We start from the raw sequence: 18026 nt of genomic DNA on the forward strand, positions 1-18026 counted from the left end.
TTGGTTTAGGTTTTTAATGACAAAGGTTAATCCGTATTTTAAAACTATCGCTTCTGTCATAGTTGTATCTCTTTTTGTACTTTATGCTTATCACATTCATATAGATGAAGAAGAGATAGTCATACGCCTATCTGCTGTTTTTAACTTCTGTGTGGCTGGCGTTATCTTAGTGCAAATTTTGCGTAATGGCTTTGTGAAAAGTTACTGGCTGGCAATATTTTGGATGATATTTACATGGGCGATAGCTGATATTTTGTACGCCGTGCTTAACTGGGAAGACTCGCGAGATGACTTTTGGATGCAAACAGCGTATGCTGTGCCCATATTTTGCCTATTTTGGGCATTTGTAAGGATGTATATATCTTATGTAAAATTTATTAATCCAGTCCAAGCTAGCATAGATACAGAAACGGTTTTTATAACAGCTGTTGCCTTTATACTTTCAGTTTTTTTAAATGATGGTTTTATTACAGATGTTTCAAATGTGAGATTTTTATATAATTTATTTTATCTTTTTAACGATGTTTTTATCTTTGTTCTTGTGTTTTTTATGTTATTTTCTATAAAAAATTCAAACGAATGCAAATCCTTTTATACTCTACTTATCGCCGTTCTTTTTTATGCTATTTATGATATTTTCTACTCGTTTGGCGATATTTTAGGATATGACTTTGACAACGACTACGGTGATCTTGGCTTTGGTGTAGTTTTTATGATGATGATGATAGCGTCGTTTTATTTAAAACCAAATGAGCATAAACTTGTTATAGTTAAAGATAGTGCGGGTATTTCGATACTAAAAAAGTCTAGTATTTTGATATTTGTTATTGTCGTAAAGCTATTTTTTGGTGCAGATATAGACTATATATATGCCGCAGCAATGCTTTGTGTGACGCTATTTTACGCTACGATAACATTTCATGTTACAAATATAGCTCAGACTAAAGAGCTTATCGAGGAGTATAGAAAAAATAAAGACGATATAAAAGAGCTTATAAAAAAGCGTAAAGAAGATTTAGTGCAAAAATACAATACGCTTAGCGATACTAGCAAATACGACTATCTGACACAAGCTTATAACCGTCCGTTTTTTCTAAAGCAGTTAAATGAGATGATAAATACAATGGATATGGGCGAGGAGGTTAGTGTTTATAATATCGACCTTAATCGCTTTAAATTTATCAACGATACCTATGGACATTACGCTGGCGATGAGGTTTTAATAAGACTTGTAAGCAACATAAAAGAAATTTTACCTAAAAATGGTATCGTGGGAAGATTTAGTGGTGATTTTATAGTTATTGCAACAAAGATAAAAGCCAAAGAAAATGACTATATCCAGTTTTGTAATAAAATTTTAAAACAGATCCGCACGCCAATTATGGTTGATGGGCGAAGAATTTACTTAAATGCAAGCATAGGTATCAGCAACACTCAAACAAGCCATATAAAAACCGACGATCTTTTGGCACACTCCCAAGAGGCATTAAGCTATGCAAAAGAGAGTATAAGCCTTAGTTATGTGGTTTATGACGAGAAGATAGGGTTGAAAAATTTGCAAAAACAGCATTTAGAAATTTTGCTTGAAAATGCCAATTTTGAAAATGAGTTTAAGCTGTACTACCAGCCACAATACGAGATAAACTATCGTCAATTAAAGGGCGCTGAGGTACTTTTGCGATGGATCTCGCCGATTAAAGGTTTTGTCTCGCCTGGGGTTTTTATCCCGATAGCAGAAGAGAGCCAAATGATCTCAAAGATAGGCTACTTTGTTGCTAAAAATGCAATGAAACGAACAGCTGAAATAAACAAAAAGTACGGACTTGATCTAAAAATAAGCATAAATGTATCTCCGCGCCAGCTTGAAGATATGAATTTTGTCCCTACTATGTTTGAATATATGAGCGAGTTTGATATAAAGCCAGAGCATATATGCTTTGAGATCACAGAGATGAGTCTTATGGAATCTGATGAGATAATGAAAGAGGCTCTTTTGCAGTTTAAAGAAAGAGGCATAGATGTTGCGCTTGATGACTTTGGAACTGGCTTTTCATCGCTAAGCTATATCAGCAAATACGCCATAGATAAGATAAAGATAGCAAAAGAGCTAGTTGATAATATCGTCTTAAACGAAGCTGAACGCGAGGTTGTAAGAGCTATTATAGTTATGGCAAAGAATTTAGGCATAAAAACGATAGCAGAAGGTGTTGAGACCGAGGCTCAGGTGCAAGTTTTACGCCAGCTTGGATGTGAAGAAATTCAAGGGTATTTTTGGGGTAAGCCGCTTAGCGAAGATGACTTTATAACGCTTATACGCGGCTATTCTAGACTTTTATAGTTCAGCTTTTATCTCATCGTTTGACTTAACAACCATGCCAGAACCGTGTATAACGCTAGGTACACAGCTTGTGCATATATCTACCTCTTCGCCATTTTTGTGCGCACGGATAAATACAGCATTTGCATCATCTGTACTTTTTAGTCCGCAAACATTGCAAACTACGATGTTATTTTCTCTCATCCTTACTCCTTTTTAAAAATTTTTGTTATTATAGTGATATTTTTATTTTTTTAAGATGATTTACATCAACACTTAAAATTTCAGCCATTTTTGCTATAATTTCAGCCAAAAAGAAAAAGGCGATATGATGAACGAAAAAGATATAGTTTTGGCGATGTTAAATTTACAGCAAAGTTTAAATGATGAAACTAACGGAAATGGCTGGGAAAATGGCTATACAAAACAAGGTAAGATTATCAACTGGCGCCGTTGCATATATATGGAGTGTGCTGAGCTTATAGATAGCTTTGCTTGGAAACACTGGAAGAGTATATCCGCACCAACAGATGAGCAAAATTTGCGTGTTGAAGTCGTTGATATATGGCACTTTGTGATGAGTTTAGCCCTGCAAATTTATAAAGCAAAGGGGCTTGGCGATACAAATAAACTAGCTGATGAGATTTGTTCTGCAAGCGGATTTTCAAGCTTTTGCAAAGAGCCCATGAAAGTGGCTGATGAGAGCATTTATGAGATTATGAATGATATTGAGATGCTTATACATAAGTGTAGCGGCTTTGAGAATGATATATTTGACATGCTTAAAATTTACTTCACTATGTCGCTAAAATGTGGGGTCAATCTCTACTCGCTTTATGAGTGCTATATAGCTAAAAATGTCCTAAACCGCTTTCGCCAGCACAATGGCTATAAAGAGGGCAGCTATAAAAAGTTGTGGAACGGCAAAGAGGATAATGTTGTTATGAGTGAAATTTTATCTCGTGGACTTGGTAGTGTGGATGAAATTTATGCCGCACTTGAGCGTGAATACAAAGCTATAAAATAATGCAAATTTATAACCTTTTCTTGCTATCTTTGCATGATTTTTGGACGAAAAAATTTATCATGCTTAGTATTTTGCCGCTTATTTGTAGTGTTATCGTGCTTGGAGTCGGGTTTTTTTGGGCTAGTTCTGAGCTTAAAGATGTGCTTTCTCAGGCACTTAATAGCGGAGACTTTGGGTTTTTTGATCTTAGCGCATATCCGATGATCATGAGCGTTATTAGCCACGGGACTGTTAGCTGGGTCTTAAGTGCTACGCTTTATGCGCTTGGCACTTACTTTATGCTTATGCTTAGCATTGTAGTTGCCCTTGGTATAGCTGGGTTTTTAACGCCAGTTGTTGCAAATGAGATAAATGCCCGCCATTACAGGGCAAAATTTACGCCCATTAGCACGGCTAAAAGTTTGAGACTTATGGGAGTTGTGGGTCTTAAATTCCTTGGTCTTTTGATTATTTGTTTGCCTTTTATGTTTGTGCCAGTTATAAATTTTATCGCTATAAATGTCCCATTTTTTTATATCTACGCTAAGCTTTTGCTTATAGATGTCGGCTCAAATACCATAAGTGAGGCAAAATTTAAACTACTTTGGCTGGATAATGGCGGGTTTAAATTTTTGTTTTTTGCCTTTTGTTTTTACATTATCTCGCTTGTGCCACTGCTTGGACTACTTTTTCAGCTCTTTTTTATCATATTTTTATCACATTTATTTTTTCAAGTAGAGGCTGCAACTCGTTTTTAAGCTAGTTTATAACTGACCTTTGATAAAATCATAGTAATTTTATATTTTTATATTTTTTTAAAAAAGGCGGCATTATGATAAACAGAAGTCGGTTACAAAAAGAGTTTGAGACTATCTCAAAATTTGGTGCTTTGCCAAATGGTGGACTTACGCGCCTTGCTTTTAGCAGCGAGGATATAGCTGCTAGAAACTATCTACTAAACTTGATCAAAGAGGCTGGTCTTAGTGTTAGAATCGATAATGTTGGCAACATTTTTGCTAGACATGATGAAGGCGTTGCTGACAAAAATTTACCGCCAGTAAGTGTTGGCTCGCACATTGATAGTGTTCCTCAGGGCGGCTTTTATGATGGCACACTTGGTGTAATGGCTGGACTTGAGGCGATAAGAGCGATAAAGGAAAGCTCAAAAAAGCTTGCAAGAGCACTTGAGCTTATCGTCTTTGTTTGCGAGGAGTCAAGCCGTTTTAAGATGGCAACTATGGGCTCAAAAATAGTTGCTGGCAAACTTAGTAAAAACCTTATAAAAGAGCTAAAGGATGATGACGGAGTAAGTGCTTTTGAGGCAATGCAAAATGCTGGTTTTATGCCTGAAAATTTAGAAAATTCTTTACTTAAAAACGGAACTTATAAGACATATTTAGAACTACATATAGAGCAAGGCCCTGTTTTAGAGCGCTTAGACATACCAGTTGGGTTGGTAAGTGGCATAGCAGCGCCCATACGCTACGAGTTAAAAATTTTAGGCAGAGCTGATCATAGTGGCGCAACACCTATGAATATGCGATGTGACGCCCTTGTTTGTGCTAGCGAGATTATCCTTGCGGTTAATGAAAATGCAAAAATATATAAGACTGCTGTTGCGACAGTAGGTTATGCAAAAGCCGCGCCAGGTGTGCTAAATGTCATACCTGGAGAGTGTATTTTGGGGCTTGATATAAGAGATGTTAATGCTTTGGATTTAGCCGAACTAGACGCTAAAATTTGCAAACAGATAGATGAAATTTGTATCAAACATGGCTGTAAATTTGAGCTTAAAGAGCTTACTCGTGATACGCCTACTAGGCTTGATGATGGTGTTATAAATTTGATGCAAGATATAGCCAAAAAGCTTGAGATTAAAACGCATATTTTGCCAAGTGGCGCAGGGCATGACGCGATGCATTTAAAGGGGATCGCAGATAGTGTTGGCATGATATTTGTACCATGCGAAAATGGTATAAGTCATAACATAAATGAAAATATAAATTTTAGCGATGTATTTTTTGCGACAGAGCTTTTGGCGCAAAGTATGGCAGAGCTTGCAAAGGAGTAAAGATGGATAAGATAGCAACTGAAGTTTTGGCACTAAAAGATGAGCTCATAGCCGAGCGTCGCTTTTTTCACGCACATCCTGAGACTGGCTGGCATACATTTTTTACGACGGCAGTTATAGCCGATAAGTTAGAAAAACTGGGATATATGCTAAAGATGGGTAAAGATGTTGTTGCTGCAGACAAAAGAGCTGGGCTTGGCTCAGCTGAAGCTTGCCAAAAAGCGTTAGAGCGAGCAAGAAATTTGCTAAATGCCCAACAGGCAAAATATCTTGATGTCATGCAGGACGGACTCACTGGTTTGGTTGCTGATATAGATACTGGTAGAGAGGGCAAATTTACGGCATTTCGCTTTGATATAGATGGTGTTGATGTAACCGAAAGTAAAGAAGATGATCATAGGCCGTTCAAAGAGGGCTTTAGGGCTGATATTGACGGTATAACTCATGCTTGTGGGCACGATGGGCATATAAGCATAGGGCTAGGGCTTGCAAAGCTGATAGCAAAAAATTTAAGCCAGTTTAATGGTAAATTTCGCTTTATCTTTCAAACAGCAGAAGAGGGCACAAGGGGTGCTGTGGGTATGGAAGCAGCTGGTGTGCTTGATGGTGTGCAGCATCTACTTGGCGGACATATCGGCTTTCAAGCGACAAATTTTGGTGGGATAATATGTGGCACAAATAAACTTTTAGCGACCTCAAAATTTGATGTCATCTTAAAGGGCAAGTCTGCTCACGCAGCTGGCGCTCCACAAGAGGGAGCAAACGCTCTTTTAGCGGCTGCTCAAATAGCACTTAACATGCACGCCATAACCCGCCATAGTGATGGAGTTACGCGTATAAATGTCGGTGTTTTAAGGGCTGGCGAGGGTCGAAATGTCATAGCTCCAAACGGCTATTTAGCTTGTGAAACTAGAGGCGAGACAACTGAGCTTAATGACTTTATGCGAGAAAAATGCGAGCAGATAGTAAAGGGTGTAAGCCTGTCTTATGGCGTAGAGTATGAGATAGTTCCGACTGGTGGCACAAGTGGTGGGGATAGTGATGAATTTACGACTGCTCTTTATGAAAAATGCGCACTTGCATCGCCATTTATCCAAGATGATAAGATTAGGCGTGAGCTAAATTTTGGCGCATGCGAGGACTTTGCTCACTTTATGCAAAAAGTCCAGCAAAATGGTGGCAAAAGCGGTTATTTGATGATAGGCACTAAGCTTTGCGCTGGACATCATAATGCAAAATTTGATTTTGATGAAGATTGTTTGGTGAGCGGTGTAGATATATTTTTACGCTGCGCCTTTGAGCTAAATGGCATAAAATAAGGAGAAAAAATGAAAAAAGCACTACTTTTAAGCGCGTCAAGCTATAAAGATACAGGCTACTTAAATCACTGCAAAGGCTGGATAAAAGACTTTTGTGGCGAGCGTTGGGATGATGAAATTTTGTTTATCCCATTTGCTGGAGTTAGGCGAACGAACGAAGAGTATGAAAAAAAGGTTCGTGAGTGCTTAAATAACGATAAGATCGTATCTATACACCGATATAAAGATAAAAAAGCAGCAGTTAAAAATGCTAAAACTATCGCAGTTGGCGGGGGAAATACTTTCATGCTTTTGCATCTTCTTTATAAATTTGATCTAGTTGATGCGGTGCGTGAGGCTGTTGAAGATGGTGCACTTTACTTTGGCTGGTCGGCTGGAGCAAATGTTGCTGGAAGCACGATGATGACAACAAATGATATGCCTATCGTTATGCCACGCTCGTTTGATAGTTTTAAAATTTTTCCACATCAAATAAACCCACATTTTATCAGTGGTAAAATTTCGGGACATAATGGCGAGAGTAGGGAGGAGCGACTTGAAGAGTTTTTAATAGCTAATCAAAAATCGCAAATTTATGCACTTCCTGAAGGGTCTGCGATAGTTATAAACGGCTATGAGGCGCAGATATTTGGTCATGCGGATGCGTTAAAATTTGAGTATGAAAAAGAGCCACAGACTATACAGCTTGGCTTGAAATTTAAAATTTAAAGGGGGAAGTTATGGAGAGTTTTAGACTGATTTTAGCGATACTTGGTATCGTAGCCGTGGTGTTTTTGCTTATTAAAAAATTTGAAACACGCACCGTGCTTATAGGCGTTGGCTTGTTGCTTTGTCTAGCCGCGTTTGATCCGATGGCTGGCTTTAAAGCCTTTACTGATAATATGGTAAAAGCTGGACTCATAAAGGCTATTTGTGCTAGTATGGGCTTTGCTTTTGTTATGAAATATACAAAATGCGACCAGCACCTTGTGCGCCTTTTAACTAGCCCGCTTAAAAATGTTGGCTTTGTGCTTATCCCGCTAACTGTTGCGCTGACATATTTTATAAATATCGCCATTCCTTCAGCAGCAGGTTGTTCAGCAGCTGTTGGCGCTACTCTTATACCTTTGCTAATGGCAGCTGGCGTGCGCCCTGAGATGGCAGCAGCTTCAGTTTTTGCAGGCACTTTTGGCGGAGTTTTAAGCCCTGGCTCAGCGCACAATGTCTTTGTTGCTGATATGGTTAAAAAGAGTGTGCCTGACTACACAGTACAAGAGGTTATAAAAGTGCAGTTTCCAAGCGCGATAACATCTTTAATCGTCGTTCTTATAGCCATGAGCGTGATAGCCATAATCTTAAAAGACTATCAAAAGGGTACAAATTTTAGTAACACAAATGATAAAGCTAGCACAACAACTATCGAAAAGACAAATTTTTTATATGCGATGATGCCACTTGTTCCACTGGTTATCTTAGTTATAGGCGGCACAAGCCTTAAAAACTATCCATTTTTAGCATGGACAAAGATGGGTGTTGCAGAGGCAATGCTTCTTGGTGCTATCGTTTCTATCGCTGTAACTTGGACAAATCCACAAAAAATCACGAAAGAATTTTTTAGTGGTATGGGGAGCGCGTATGCTGAGGTTATGGGTATCATCATAGCAGCTGGAGTTTTTGTCGCTGGACTAACTGCATGCGGAGCGATAGATGTTGTTATAACATGGTTAAAAAGCTCAAATGAATTTGTAAAATTTGGCGGAACTTTCATACCATTTATCATGGGTGTGGTTACTGGCTCAGGTGATGCAGCGGCTATGGCGTTTAATCAGGCTATTACGGTGCATGCAGCAGACCTTGGTTTTGATCAAGCCACACTTGGTATGGCAGCAGCTATCGCTGGTGCTCTTGGTCGTTCAGCTTCTCCGATAGCTGGTGCTTGCATAGTTTGTGCTGGTATTGCTATGGTTAGCCCTGTTGCTATCGCTAAAAGAACGGCTTTGGGAATGTTTTTATCTGTTGTTGTCATAGCATTTTTTGTACTTTAAGGAGATAGAGTATGGAAATTTTGGAGCGTTTTTTAAACTATACAAAAATAAATACAACTACAAATAGAGAAAACGGTGCAAATGGCATAATGCCATCAAACCCAACCGAGCTAACTCTAGCAAAGGCTATAAAGGCAGAGCTTGAAGCTATGGGAGTAAAAGACATCTTGCTTAGCGATAAGACTATACTTATCGCAAAACTCCCTTCAAATTTAGATCACAAAGTTCCAAGTGTATCCTTTTTCGCTCATCTTGATACAAGTGCTGAGCAGACAAATGATACAAAAGCACAGGTAGTAAAATATAGCGGAGGCGACATCTGCTTAAATAAAGAGCTTGAAATTTATCTAAAACAAAGTGAGTTTAGTGAGCTTGCAAACTATGTTGGAGATGAGATTATTGTGACTGATGGAACTAGTTTGCTTGGGGCTGATGATAAAGCAGCTATAGCAGCGATAGTGAATGCATTTGAGTATTTTTGCACTCATCCAGAGATAAAGCATGGCGAGATAGTGGCTTGCTTTGTTCCTGATGAAGAGCAGGGGTTACGCGGGGCAAAAGCACTTGATACAGCTCTTGTTAGCACTGATTTTGGATATTGTTTGGATTGTTGTGAAATAGGAGAATTTATCTATGAAAACTGGAACGCAGGAGACTGCGTTCTTACCTTTAAAGGTCAGTCTGCTCATCCTATGAATGCCAAAGGAAAGCTTGTAAATTCGCTACTTTTAGCACATAAATTTATCTCACTTTTACCAAATGGTGAAGCTCCAGAATACACTGAAAATAAAGAGGGATATTACTGGGTTAAGGAACTAAGTGGAAATAGTGCAAAGACGGTATTAAAGCTTGATATTAGGGAATTTGATGAGGCAAAATACCACGAGCGAAAAGCCTTTTTGCAAAATTTAGCTGACGGGTTGAACAAAATTTGGGATAATCGCATTGATATAAAAATATCTGATCGATATGAAAATGTCTATAATTACCTAAAAGACGAGAATGCACCAGCCATACGCTACGCAAAACAGGCTTATGAAAATTTAGGTATCACGCCAAAGATAAAGCCAATGCGTGGTGGCTATGATGGGGCTGTTATCTCAGCAAAGGGTATCCCGTGCCCAAATATCTTTACTGGTGCGCATAATTTTCACTCGATATATGAGTATTTGCCACTTAATTCACTAAAGGCTGCAAGTGATGTTATAAAGCAGATAGTAACATTAGTAGCAAAGGGCTAAAACAGCCACCATAAAGGCAGGTTTACCATAGTTTTATGAAAATTTGGTTATAGTATTATTTTTACAAAATATAAAATTTAAGGATAAGAAATGAAACACATCTTAATCATCGGTGCTGGTGGCGTAAGTCAAGTCGCGACCGTAAAATGTGCGATGAATACGAGCGTTTTTAGCAAGACTACTCTGGCTAGCCGTACAAAAAGTAAGTGCGACGCGATAGCAAAATTTATAAAAGAGCGTTTGGGCGTAGAGATAAACACGGCTCAAATAGACGCCGATGATACAGAAGCAGTTGTCGAACTGATAAAAAAAACAGGCGCACAGTTGCTACTAAATGTAGCTCTTCCTTATCAAGACCTAACCCTTATGGATGCGTGCGTAAAGGCTGGAATTCCTTACATAGATACAGCAAATTATGAGCACCCAGATACGGCAAAATTTGAGTATAAGCTACAATGGGCGAAAGATGAAAATTTCAAAAATGCAAACACGATGGCGCTTCTTGGCTCTGGCTTTGATCCAGGTGTAACAAATGTATTTTGCGCCTATGCTCAGCAAAATTTGTTTGATGAAATTCACGAGATAGATATCCTTGACTGCAACGCTGGCGACCACGGATATGCATTTGCTACAAATTTTAACCCAGAGATAAATCTTCGCGAAGTAAGCTCAAAGGGCAGATACTGGGAAGATGGCGAGTGGATAGAGACTGAGCCAATGCAAATAAGCTTTAAGTGGGACTATCCAAAAATAGGCGTAAAAGATAGCTACTTGCTCTATCATGAAGAGCTTGAGAGCTTGGTTAAAAATATAAAAGGGCTGCGCAGAATTCGCTTTTTTATGACATTTGGTCAAAGCTATTTAACGCACATGAAGTGCCTTGAAAATGTTGGTATGTTGCGTATTGATGAGGTTGAGCATAATGGTGTGAAAATAGTGCCTATTCAGTTTTTAAAGACGCTTCTTCCAGATCCTGCAAGCCTTGGTCCTCGTACAAAGGGCAAGACAAATATCGGCTGCGTTATACGAGGCATAAAAAACAAAAAAGAGCGACAGGTATATATATATAATGTCTGTGATCATGAGGCTTGCTATGCTGAAACAGGTGCACAGGCTGTTAGCTACACTACAGGCGTTCCAGCGATGATAGGCTCTATGCTTGTTGCAAAGGGCGTTTGGAGTGGTAAAGGTGTGTTTAATATGGAAAATTTTGACGCTAAACCATTTATGGATGAGCTAAATCGCCAAGGTTTGCCATGGGAGATTATAGAGATGAAACCAGGCGAAAGATATGAGGTAGAAAGAAAAATTTAACTTTTGTGCGAGGGCTTTAGCCTCGCACCTTTTGGTATTTTAAATTTATAGTAGCAAGGGAGTGATACACTATGATAAATGATGAGGTGATAGATAAATTTTATAATGGGCTTGAATATATAAAATTAGGCGACTTAAACCCAAAAAAGAGCTGTTTTATCGTTGTTGATATGATAAATGCCTTTTGTAGGCAAGGGGCTTTAGCATCAACAGAGTGCGCGCAGGTTGTCCCAAATTTAGTTACAGTTTTAAGCAAGGCAAAGCAGCTTGGTTTTAAGAACTTTTTGTTTATACAAGATAGGCATGATGATGAAAGTCTTGAGTTTGAGGCCTTTCCGCCGCACGCATTAGCTGGAAGCGATGAGGAGAATATAGTAGATGAACTCACTCAGCTTAAACTTGGCGAGCAAGTTTTTTATAAAAATTCATTTTCGATCGCTTATAATGCTGATTTTAACAAATTTATAAACGAACATAAAGAGATTGACACATTTGTTATAGCTGGATGTTGCACGGATATTTGCATATTTTCAACAGCACTACATCTAAGTTGTCTTTCAAATGAGCAGGGTAAAAAACGAAAGATAATCATCCCAAAAAGCCTAGTTGCCACTTACAGCTCATATGGGCATGACGCCAGGGTTTATGATTATATATTTTTAAAACAATCCGCAGACATTTTTAACGCCAAAATTTATCTAGATATGGTTTAAATTTTACCAGATATAGCGTTTTGATAGCTTATGTTCTCAAATGTCGTTATTGGCTTGTTTGAAAGCTTTGCGATAGCACTTATACTGTCTTTTGCGCTCGGTTTTGGTAAGATGATATGAAGGTTACCAACAAAAACAACATATACGCCAGCTGTTTGGCAAATTTGACTAACATCTTTGTAGCTAAATTTATGCGTAGGCTCATCTTCATAAAAGCTAAACTCGCTCTCATTAAGCTCAAGCGTCATTTGTTTTTGCATGCCGTCATCTTTTAATTTTTTTAGTATCTTTATGCGTTTTTTGCGTAAAAATTTTGGATAAAACATTAACCATAAAAGAGCCACTACAAAGCCAACTAGAGCTAGAAATTTTATCTCTAAAAAAATTTCTAATAAGAAAAATACTATTAAAATTTCTCCAAATATACCAAAGGTGTTAAAAAGGCTCATGTTTCTTGCGGACTTTGATCCAAAGATGGAAAATGTCTGGTATTCTAGAAGATCGCGTGATGTTAGGGTTAGGTTTTGTTTCATATTTTTCTCCTATTTTCTTTAATCATATCTTAACATACAAATGCTATAATATAACCTAAATCAAGGAGAAATATGCAAGCCGCAATACTTGGGCCTATAATTAACACAAAATTTGCCTTTAAAATCACGCTTTCTATGCTTTTTGTAGTTATGCTTTTTGCGATTTATTTTGACATAGCGGCGCTTTTTTATATCGGGAATTTTCTATTTTGTTGCGTGTGTATCTATAATATCTACCTTGTTATCCCAAAATCTGGTGAAAACCGCGAAAGCTGGGTACTTATCCTTTTAGGACTTACAACTTTTATAGCCTCTGATCTTATCTGGGCATTTTATAAAATTTTTTTAGTGCGGACAAGTGCTGAGTATGAGTTTTTGCGAGTTATGTATCTTGTGCCCACGGTTTGTTTGTTTGGTGGGAATTTTATCTTTTTGATAAACCGCTTTACAAGTGACTCTACTAGTGATAAATTTATTATTATAAATGATATGATTAGCGTTTTTTTGATGATTGCTATCTTTTTTATAGCTATTTTTGATGGCGTTGATATATCAAGAGTTTATAGCAGTGTTACATACTTTAGTGGGTTTTTTAATATCATCTTTAGCTTTTTTATACTCTTTTGCGTTATGAGTATGGCGTACTCAAATCAAATTTCAAAGCTAAATACCAGTATGTTTTTATTCTTAATCGCAAGCGCGATATATGCTTGTACGAGAATTTACTTCTCTTATAGTTTTTTTTTAGAGGTGATTTATGACAGCAAATATCTAATGATATTGTTTGATATGTCGCTTCTAGTCTTTTCTCTTGGTGCTGCAGAAATTATAAACAACAAAAACATCAGGGTAAAATCGACTATTTTTAATACATTGATAAAATTTATGTGGCCTGTATTTTTAGTGCCTATCGTTGTTAAAAATGATAAAAATATAGGACTTTTGGCTATCTTAATGTTTGTATTTGTTTGTCACTCTATCGTTAGTCACTACACTAAAAACTCTATCTCAATTAAAAATTTAAAAGATGATGAGGCAAAAAAGCAAGAGGCTCTTGAGTTTGAACTAAGTCGCCAGACAAATGAGATGATACTTACAAACCTAAAGCTAAAAGAGATGATAGATAAAGACTATCTCACGGGGATTGGCTCAAGAGCATTTATCATTCAAAAACTAAAAGAGAAGTGTAAATTTTTGCGACAGGGTAATTATATAGTAACTTATTATATAAACATAAAAAGATTCAAAAACATAAATGCGACCTATGGACAAGAGGTCGGCGATAAAATTTTGCATATGGTTGGTAAGCGTCTTTTAACTGCTTGTGCGGATAAGACGGACATTGTTGGTAGATTTAGTGCTGATGAGTTTATTGTGATTACAAATATGATGAACCCAGAACATAGTGCTTGCATAGAATTTGCAAATTCTCTTATTAGACTTATAAATGCTGAGATGGCTATAGGCGTTTACCGCTTTTCTATAGAAAGTGTCGTAGGTATAGAGATAACTGGTACAGACAGTAACAACGATGCAAAGGATATCATTAAAAATGCCGATAAAGCGATGTATTTTGCAAAGCAAAGCCCAAATTCAAATGCCTATGTTTATGACGAAAGTATGGATGAGCGTCAAAGGTATCGCGCGAGACTTGAAATTTTAATGCAGTCAGCAGTTTTAATGCGTGACTTTGATGTGCATTATCAGCCAGTTTTTGATATAAAAAGTGGCAAAATCATCTTTGCCGAAGCGTTTATTCGTTGGAATAACCGTGAATTTGGCTTTTTAGAGGCGGCAAAATTTATTGATATCATCAAAAGCAACGAATATTCATCTAAAATTTATAGCTTTGTTTTAAATAAAATCATAAGAGATTTTAAAGATCTAGATCAAAACGGTATCCAGCTTCCAGTGAGTATAAATATAACTTATAGGCAAACAACCTCTCTTGAGTTTATAAACATAGCACGAAATTTGATACAAAGCAATGACATAAACCCAAAGATGATTTCTTTTGAGTTTAATGAGGGTATTTGGGCAAATGACGGTGCAACCCTTGATGAGATGTTTAAGTCCTTAAAAGAGCTAGGTGTGCGTATTTGTATCGATGACTTTGGGATAGGTCAGTCATCGCTCATTTATATCAAAAAATACGAAATAAGCGCTGTAAAGGTTGCCAGTGAGCTAACAGCTAATATAGTAAATAACCCGCAAAGTGCACAAATTTTAAGCTCAGTTGTCGCAGTTGGCAGAAGTTTAAATATCAAAACCGTTGTAAAAAGTGTGGAGGATTTAAGCATTTACGAAAAGGCCAAGGAGCTGGGTTGTGATGAGGCGCAAGGTTACGCACTCTCACACCCTAAGCCAATAGACAGGCTTGTAAATTTTGCAAAGCAAAAGGGCGTTATCTCACTGCTTGAGTGAGCAAAAACCCAGTTTGCTATACATAAAATGAGAATTTTTGTGTGTTGTCTATAACATTTTCAAAGAGTTTATTGACTTTTTCTAGCATTTTTTGAGTAAGCTTGTGTTGCTCTAAAAGGCTATCAAACATTTTTAGCGTCTTGTCTGCTATTAGATTTGCGTGATTTAGGTCTTTTGCTTGCGGAAGCTCTGATTTTAGGCTGCTTGCAAGGTTTGTTATCTCGCTATTTGAGAAAATTTTATCATCTTCGATCTGTTTTAAAAACTCATCTATCTTTGGCTGAATTTTTTCAAGTGCCTCGTTTATCTCTTTTAGATCGTTTGCGTCTATGCCGTTGCCAACATACTCAAAATTATAACCGTACTCATGTGTGAGCGTTAGGCTTTGAATGCTAGAATTTGCCGTCCTTGCACTTGCGTATTCTACGCTTTTGTTGTTGTAAAGTCCTAGATTTATCTTATCTCCAGAGCTTGTTTTAAATGAAAAATCAAGGCTGCTTAGTTTTGCTTGTGAGTTAAAGTCTGCTCTCATTTTTTCTCCTTTGATTGTATATCGGCAAAATTTCAGTTTTGTAAAGCTAATTTTGTATAAAATTTATAAAAAGGATAAAAATGTGTTGTTTTGGAACTAGAATTTTTTTACTTATATTCATTACAGTTTTTAGTTTTGGACTAAACAGGCTGTATCCTCAGGTGCCAGTCGTGTTTTATTATTTTATACTTGCAAATTTACTTGCTTTTTTAATGATGTTTTTGTTTTTTACCGCTCGTCTGCCAAGCTTTGTAAAGCCAAATGCGATACACTACTTTTCGCTCATTGGAGGCTTTTTAGGTTCACTTTGTGCGATGATGATATTTAAGAAATTTGCAAAAGATAGTTTTACTGTGGTGCAAATTTTACTTTTTGTTATTTGGATAGCAGCACTTACTTTGCTAGTATTAAATTTTAGCTTTGTTAGCGAGTTTTTTAGGGAGTTGGTTTATGCTACGCCTAGATGAAAGGATATTAAAATTTCTTTACTCTAGACAACTTTTAAGCCTTTGCGTTTTAGATGATATGGCTAAGCCATATGCGTTTAGTGCTTTTTATGCTTTTAGTGAGAATGAAATTTCGCTTGTGTTTGCAAGCTCTGATGGTAGTGCCCACACGCAGTTTATGAGTAAAAACAACATAGCTTCTGGAACGATAGCACTTGATACAAAGATCGTAGCTAAGATAGAGGGTGTGCAGTTTTGTGGGGAAATTTTAAGAGCAAGTGATACTGAAAGTAAGATCTATTTTAAAAAATTTGCTTATGCAAAAATAATGGATCCAACCCTTTATGCCCTAAAAATAGAGTGGCTAAAATATACAAATAACACACTTGGATTTGGTAAAAAGATAAGCTGGAATAGGGGCGTTTAGCCCCAAAATTTATCTCTTGCAGCAAGAACAACCTATAAGTTTATATATCAAAGCTCCTATCACGGCTCCAACGATAGGCGCTATCCAAAAAAGCCAAAGCTGCTCTATCGCCCAAGTACCTTGAAATATGGCAACACCAGTTGAGCGAGCTGGATTTACCGATGTGTTTGTGACTGGTATGCTTATAAGGTGGATAAGTGTTAGTGCTAGTCCTATGGCTATCGGAGCAAAGCCTTTTGGTGCACGCTCATCGGTTGAACCAAGAATGATGATAAGAAAAAAGGCTGTTAGGACTACTTCTATAAGAAGTGCAGATGTAAGGCTAAAGCCATTTGGTGAGTGCTCGCCATACCCATTACTGGCAAAACCGCTTGCTGTTACATCAAAGCCAGCCTTGCCGCTTGCGATAAGATAAAGAACCCCAGCAGCTAGAGTTGCGCCGATAACTTGTGCGATAATGTAAGGCAATAAATCTTTACCATTAAAACGACCGCCAACTAGCAAACCAACCGAAACAGCAGGGTTAAAGTGACCACCGCTAATGTGTCCAACCGCATAAGCCATTGTTAAAACTGTTAAACCAAATGCAAGCGAAACGCCTGTAAAACCTATACCTAGCTCAGGAAAGGCGGCTGCTAAAACAGCACTTCCACAACCTCCAAAAACTAGCCAAAAAGTGCCAAAGCACTCCGCGAGATATTTTTGCATATCATCTCCTTATGAAAATAAAGCGCAGATTGTAGCACAAAATGGTAAATGGGCGAAAATTTAGGTGTGCCATGAGAAAAACTCATGGCAGGTTATTACATAAAGACTGGAATTTGTGTATTTTCTAGGAAAAATTTAGATGTTCCGCCAAGAACCATCTCCCTTAGTCCATTTTCTCCGTGTCTACCAGCGACTATAAGGTTAAAGTTGCCGTCATTTGCTGCCTTTGTTAGGGCTACACCAGGGATGTTATTAGTCTCTACAATCTCAAAAGTAGCATTTATATCATGCAGTGCAAAGTAGCCTTTTAGTCCGTCTAAGCTTGCTTTATCATCATCACCAAGTACTGCACGAGTTGTGATACAATGCACTTTGTCAGCTTGTTTTAACAAAGGTAGTGAGCTAGTTAACGCCCTTGAGCTTTGGGCTGTGCCAGTCCAGCTAACAAGGATATTTTTAGGATTAAAATTTTGCATAAATCTTGGGATAACGATAGCATTTTTACCGCTTTTCATAACTGCCGCTTCAAAAGTTCCAGTTATCTTTCCATCAAGTGGCACGGCTGCTACTACCATATCATAAAATTTACTCTCTCGCTCGACTATAACGCTTCTTTTTCCATCTTTTATCAAGAAATTTGCCGTAGCTTGACCTAACATAGGAGTTGCGCTAACCGTAACTTTAAGCTCATCGCAAATGCGCTTAAAGATCGCCTCGTTTTTCTTATGTTGGGCTAAAATTTCATCTTTTGCTGATTTTAAAAACTCCTCAAAAAGCACACCTCCGCGAAGCGTCATTTTCATATTGTAAACTATACTTGGATCAAGCTGACAAGTCAGTACATCAATGTGTGTATTAAAGTGTTTTGCAACTAGCAAAGCACCGTAAATTCGTGGCTGTACATCTTCGCCTGCACCTATTGGAAAGAGAATTTTTTTGACCATTTTTTAT

18 protein-coding genes are annotated in these 18026 nt (G+C 37.6%); 13 read left to right on the plus strand and 5 right to left on the minus strand.

What is annotated here, in order from left to right:
- Positions 1-16: 16 nt before the first annotated feature.
- Positions 17-2338, plus strand: coding sequence for a putative bifunctional diguanylate cyclase/phosphodiesterase (locus tag LQV35_RS07660; protein ID WP_230057287.1), 2322 nt, complete (start codon positions 17-19; stop codon positions 2336-2338).
- On the opposite strand, the gene LQV35_RS07665 is transcribed toward LQV35_RS07660, so the two are convergent.
- Positions 2333-2521, minus strand: coding sequence for a hypothetical protein (locus LQV35_RS07665; RefSeq protein ID WP_230057288.1), 189 nt, complete (start codon positions 2519-2521; stop codon positions 2333-2335). The two genes, LQV35_RS07660 and LQV35_RS07665, sit on opposite strands and share 6 nt — an antisense overlap.
- A 127-nt stretch (positions 2522-2648) precedes the next feature.
- On the opposite strand from LQV35_RS07665, the gene dut reads away from it, so the two are divergent.
- The 9 genes from dut to LQV35_RS07710 all read left to right on the plus strand — a co-directional run bounded on the left by dut (position 2649) and on the right by LQV35_RS07710 (position 12005).
- Complete coding sequence (dut, locus tag LQV35_RS07670) at positions 2649-3344, plus strand: dUTPase (RefSeq protein WP_230057289.1); 696 nt, start codon at positions 2649-2651, stop codon at positions 3342-3344.
- Complete coding sequence (locus tag LQV35_RS07675; RefSeq protein ID WP_230057290.1) at positions 3344-4081, plus strand: EI24 domain-containing protein; 738 nt, start codon at positions 3344-3346, stop codon at positions 4079-4081. Before dut ends, LQV35_RS07675 begins: the two co-directional genes overlap by 1 nt.
- A gap of 74 nt (positions 4082-4155) precedes the next feature.
- A complete protein-coding gene (locus tag LQV35_RS07680) occupies positions 4156-5394 on the plus strand; it encodes a Zn-dependent hydrolase (protein WP_230057291.1) in 1239 nt (412 codons plus the stop codon).
- A gap of 2 nt (positions 5395-5396) precedes the next feature.
- Positions 5397-6713, plus strand: a complete 1317-nt coding sequence (locus tag LQV35_RS07685; protein WP_230057292.1) for an amidohydrolase — start codon at positions 5397-5399, stop codon at positions 6711-6713.
- A gap of 9 nt (positions 6714-6722) precedes the next feature.
- A complete protein-coding gene (gene pepE / locus LQV35_RS07690) occupies positions 6723-7421 on the plus strand; it encodes a dipeptidase PepE (RefSeq protein WP_230057293.1) in 699 nt (232 codons plus the stop codon).
- Positions 7422-7432: 11 nt separating this feature from the next.
- Positions 7433-8737 carry a C4-dicarboxylate transporter DcuC gene (gene dcuC, locus LQV35_RS07695; RefSeq protein ID WP_230057294.1) on the plus strand — a complete coding sequence of 435 codons (1305 nt, stop codon included), beginning with the start codon at positions 7433-7435 and terminating at the stop codon, positions 8735-8737.
- A gap of 11 nt (positions 8738-8748) precedes the next feature.
- Positions 8749-9978 carry a peptidase T gene (gene pepT, locus LQV35_RS07700; protein WP_230057295.1) on the plus strand — a complete coding sequence of 410 codons (1230 nt, stop codon included), beginning with the start codon at positions 8749-8751 and terminating at the stop codon, positions 9976-9978.
- Positions 9979-10068: 90 nt separating this feature from the next.
- Positions 10069-11292 carry a saccharopine dehydrogenase family protein gene (locus LQV35_RS07705; RefSeq protein WP_230057296.1) on the plus strand — a complete coding sequence of 408 codons (1224 nt, stop codon included), beginning with the start codon at positions 10069-10071 and terminating at the stop codon, positions 11290-11292.
- A 71-nt stretch (positions 11293-11363) separates the two neighbouring features.
- A complete protein-coding gene (locus LQV35_RS07710) occupies positions 11364-12005 on the plus strand; it encodes a cysteine hydrolase family protein (RefSeq protein WP_230057297.1) in 642 nt (213 codons plus the stop codon).
- Here LQV35_RS07710 and LQV35_RS07715 read toward each other — a convergent pair.
- Complete coding sequence (locus LQV35_RS07715) at positions 12002-12538, minus strand: hypothetical protein (RefSeq protein WP_230057298.1); 537 nt, start codon at positions 12536-12538, stop codon at positions 12002-12004. The two genes, LQV35_RS07710 and LQV35_RS07715, sit on opposite strands and share 4 nt — an antisense overlap.
- Before the next feature lie 72 nt (positions 12539-12610).
- On the opposite strand from LQV35_RS07715, the gene LQV35_RS07720 reads away from it, so the two are divergent.
- Positions 12611-14962 (plus strand): putative bifunctional diguanylate cyclase/phosphodiesterase, encoded by a 2352-nt coding sequence (locus tag LQV35_RS07720; protein ID WP_230057299.1) that lies wholly within the window; start codon positions 12611-12613, stop codon positions 14960-14962.
- A gap of 16 nt (positions 14963-14978) precedes the next feature.
- On the opposite strand, the gene LQV35_RS07725 is transcribed toward LQV35_RS07720, so the two are convergent.
- Positions 14979-15494, minus strand: a complete 516-nt coding sequence (locus tag LQV35_RS07725; protein ID WP_230057300.1) for an ATP/GTP-binding protein — start codon at positions 15492-15494, stop codon at positions 14979-14981.
- A gap of 80 nt (positions 15495-15574) precedes the next feature.
- On the opposite strand from LQV35_RS07725, the gene LQV35_RS07730 reads away from it, so the two are divergent.
- Together LQV35_RS07730 and LQV35_RS07735 are read left to right on the plus strand one after the other, a co-directional pair.
- Positions 15575-15961: an L-arabinose ABC transporter gene (locus tag LQV35_RS07730; protein ID WP_230057301.1), complete on the plus strand. Its 387-nt coding sequence runs from the start codon at positions 15575-15577 to the stop codon at positions 15959-15961.
- Positions 15945-16367, plus strand: coding sequence for a hypothetical protein (locus tag LQV35_RS07735; protein WP_230057302.1), 423 nt, complete (start codon positions 15945-15947; stop codon positions 16365-16367). Before LQV35_RS07730 ends, LQV35_RS07735 begins: the two co-directional genes overlap by 17 nt.
- 9 nt (positions 16368-16376) lie before the next feature.
- Here LQV35_RS07735 and aqpZ read toward each other — a convergent pair whose 3' ends face one another.
- Positions 16377-17075 (minus strand): aquaporin Z, encoded by a 699-nt coding sequence (gene aqpZ, locus LQV35_RS07740; RefSeq protein ID WP_230057303.1) that lies wholly within the window; start codon positions 17073-17075, stop codon positions 16377-16379.
- Between the two features lie 95 nt (positions 17076-17170).
- Positions 17171-18019 carry a universal stress protein gene (locus LQV35_RS07745; RefSeq protein WP_230057304.1) on the minus strand — a complete coding sequence of 283 codons (849 nt, stop codon included), beginning with the start codon at positions 18017-18019 and terminating at the stop codon, positions 17171-17173.
- Positions 18020-18026 lie beyond the last annotated feature (7 nt).

This window comes from Campylobacter suis (assembly GCF_905120475.1).
GTDB classification, from domain to species: domain Bacteria; phylum Campylobacterota; class Campylobacteria; order Campylobacterales; family Campylobacteraceae; genus Campylobacter_A; species Campylobacter_A suis.

What these genes read in the sequence shown, in the direction of transcription:
- LQV35_RS07660 (WP_230057287.1), top strand. Translation starts at nt 17, where the DNA reads ATGACAAAGGTTAATCCGTATTTTAAAACTATCGCTTCTGTCATAGTT.
- LQV35_RS07665 (WP_230057288.1), bottom strand. Translation starts at nt 2,521, where the DNA reads ATGAGAGAAAATAACATCGTAGTTTGCAATGTTTGCGGACTAAAAAGT.
- dut (WP_230057289.1), top strand. Translation starts at nt 2,649, where the DNA reads ATGAACGAAAAAGATATAGTTTTGGCGATGTTAAATTTACAGCAAAGT.
- LQV35_RS07675 (WP_230057290.1), top strand. Translation starts at nt 3,344, where the DNA reads ATGCAAATTTATAACCTTTTCTTGCTATCTTTGCATGATTTTTGGACG.
- LQV35_RS07680 (WP_230057291.1), top strand. Translation starts at nt 4,156, where the DNA reads ATGATAAACAGAAGTCGGTTACAAAAAGAGTTTGAGACTATCTCAAAA.
- LQV35_RS07685 (WP_230057292.1), top strand. Translation starts at nt 5,397, where the DNA reads ATGGATAAGATAGCAACTGAAGTTTTGGCACTAAAAGATGAGCTCATA.
- pepE (WP_230057293.1), top strand. Translation starts at nt 6,723, where the DNA reads ATGAAAAAAGCACTACTTTTAAGCGCGTCAAGCTATAAAGATACAGGC.
- dcuC (WP_230057294.1), top strand. Translation starts at nt 7,433, where the DNA reads ATGGAGAGTTTTAGACTGATTTTAGCGATACTTGGTATCGTAGCCGTG.
- pepT (WP_230057295.1), top strand. Translation starts at nt 8,749, where the DNA reads ATGGAAATTTTGGAGCGTTTTTTAAACTATACAAAAATAAATACAACT.
- LQV35_RS07705 (WP_230057296.1), top strand. Translation starts at nt 10,069, where the DNA reads ATGAAACACATCTTAATCATCGGTGCTGGTGGCGTAAGTCAAGTCGCG.
- LQV35_RS07710 (WP_230057297.1), top strand. Translation starts at nt 11,364, where the DNA reads ATGATAAATGATGAGGTGATAGATAAATTTTATAATGGGCTTGAATAT.
- LQV35_RS07715 (WP_230057298.1), bottom strand. Translation starts at nt 12,538, where the DNA reads ATGAAACAAAACCTAACCCTAACATCACGCGATCTTCTAGAATACCAG.
- LQV35_RS07720 (WP_230057299.1), top strand. Translation starts at nt 12,611, where the DNA reads ATGCAAGCCGCAATACTTGGGCCTATAATTAACACAAAATTTGCCTTT.
- LQV35_RS07725 (WP_230057300.1), bottom strand. Translation starts at nt 15,494, where the DNA reads ATGAGAGCAGACTTTAACTCACAAGCAAAACTAAGCAGCCTTGATTTT.
- LQV35_RS07730 (WP_230057301.1), top strand. Translation starts at nt 15,575, where the DNA reads ATGTGTTGTTTTGGAACTAGAATTTTTTTACTTATATTCATTACAGTT.
- LQV35_RS07735 (WP_230057302.1), top strand. Translation starts at nt 15,945, where the DNA reads ATGCTACGCCTAGATGAAAGGATATTAAAATTTCTTTACTCTAGACAA.
- aqpZ (WP_230057303.1), bottom strand. Translation starts at nt 17,075, where the DNA reads ATGCAAAAATATCTCGCGGAGTGCTTTGGCACTTTTTGGCTAGTTTTT.
- LQV35_RS07745 (WP_230057304.1), bottom strand. Translation starts at nt 18,019, where the DNA reads ATGGTCAAAAAAATTCTCTTTCCAATAGGTGCAGGCGAAGATGTACAG.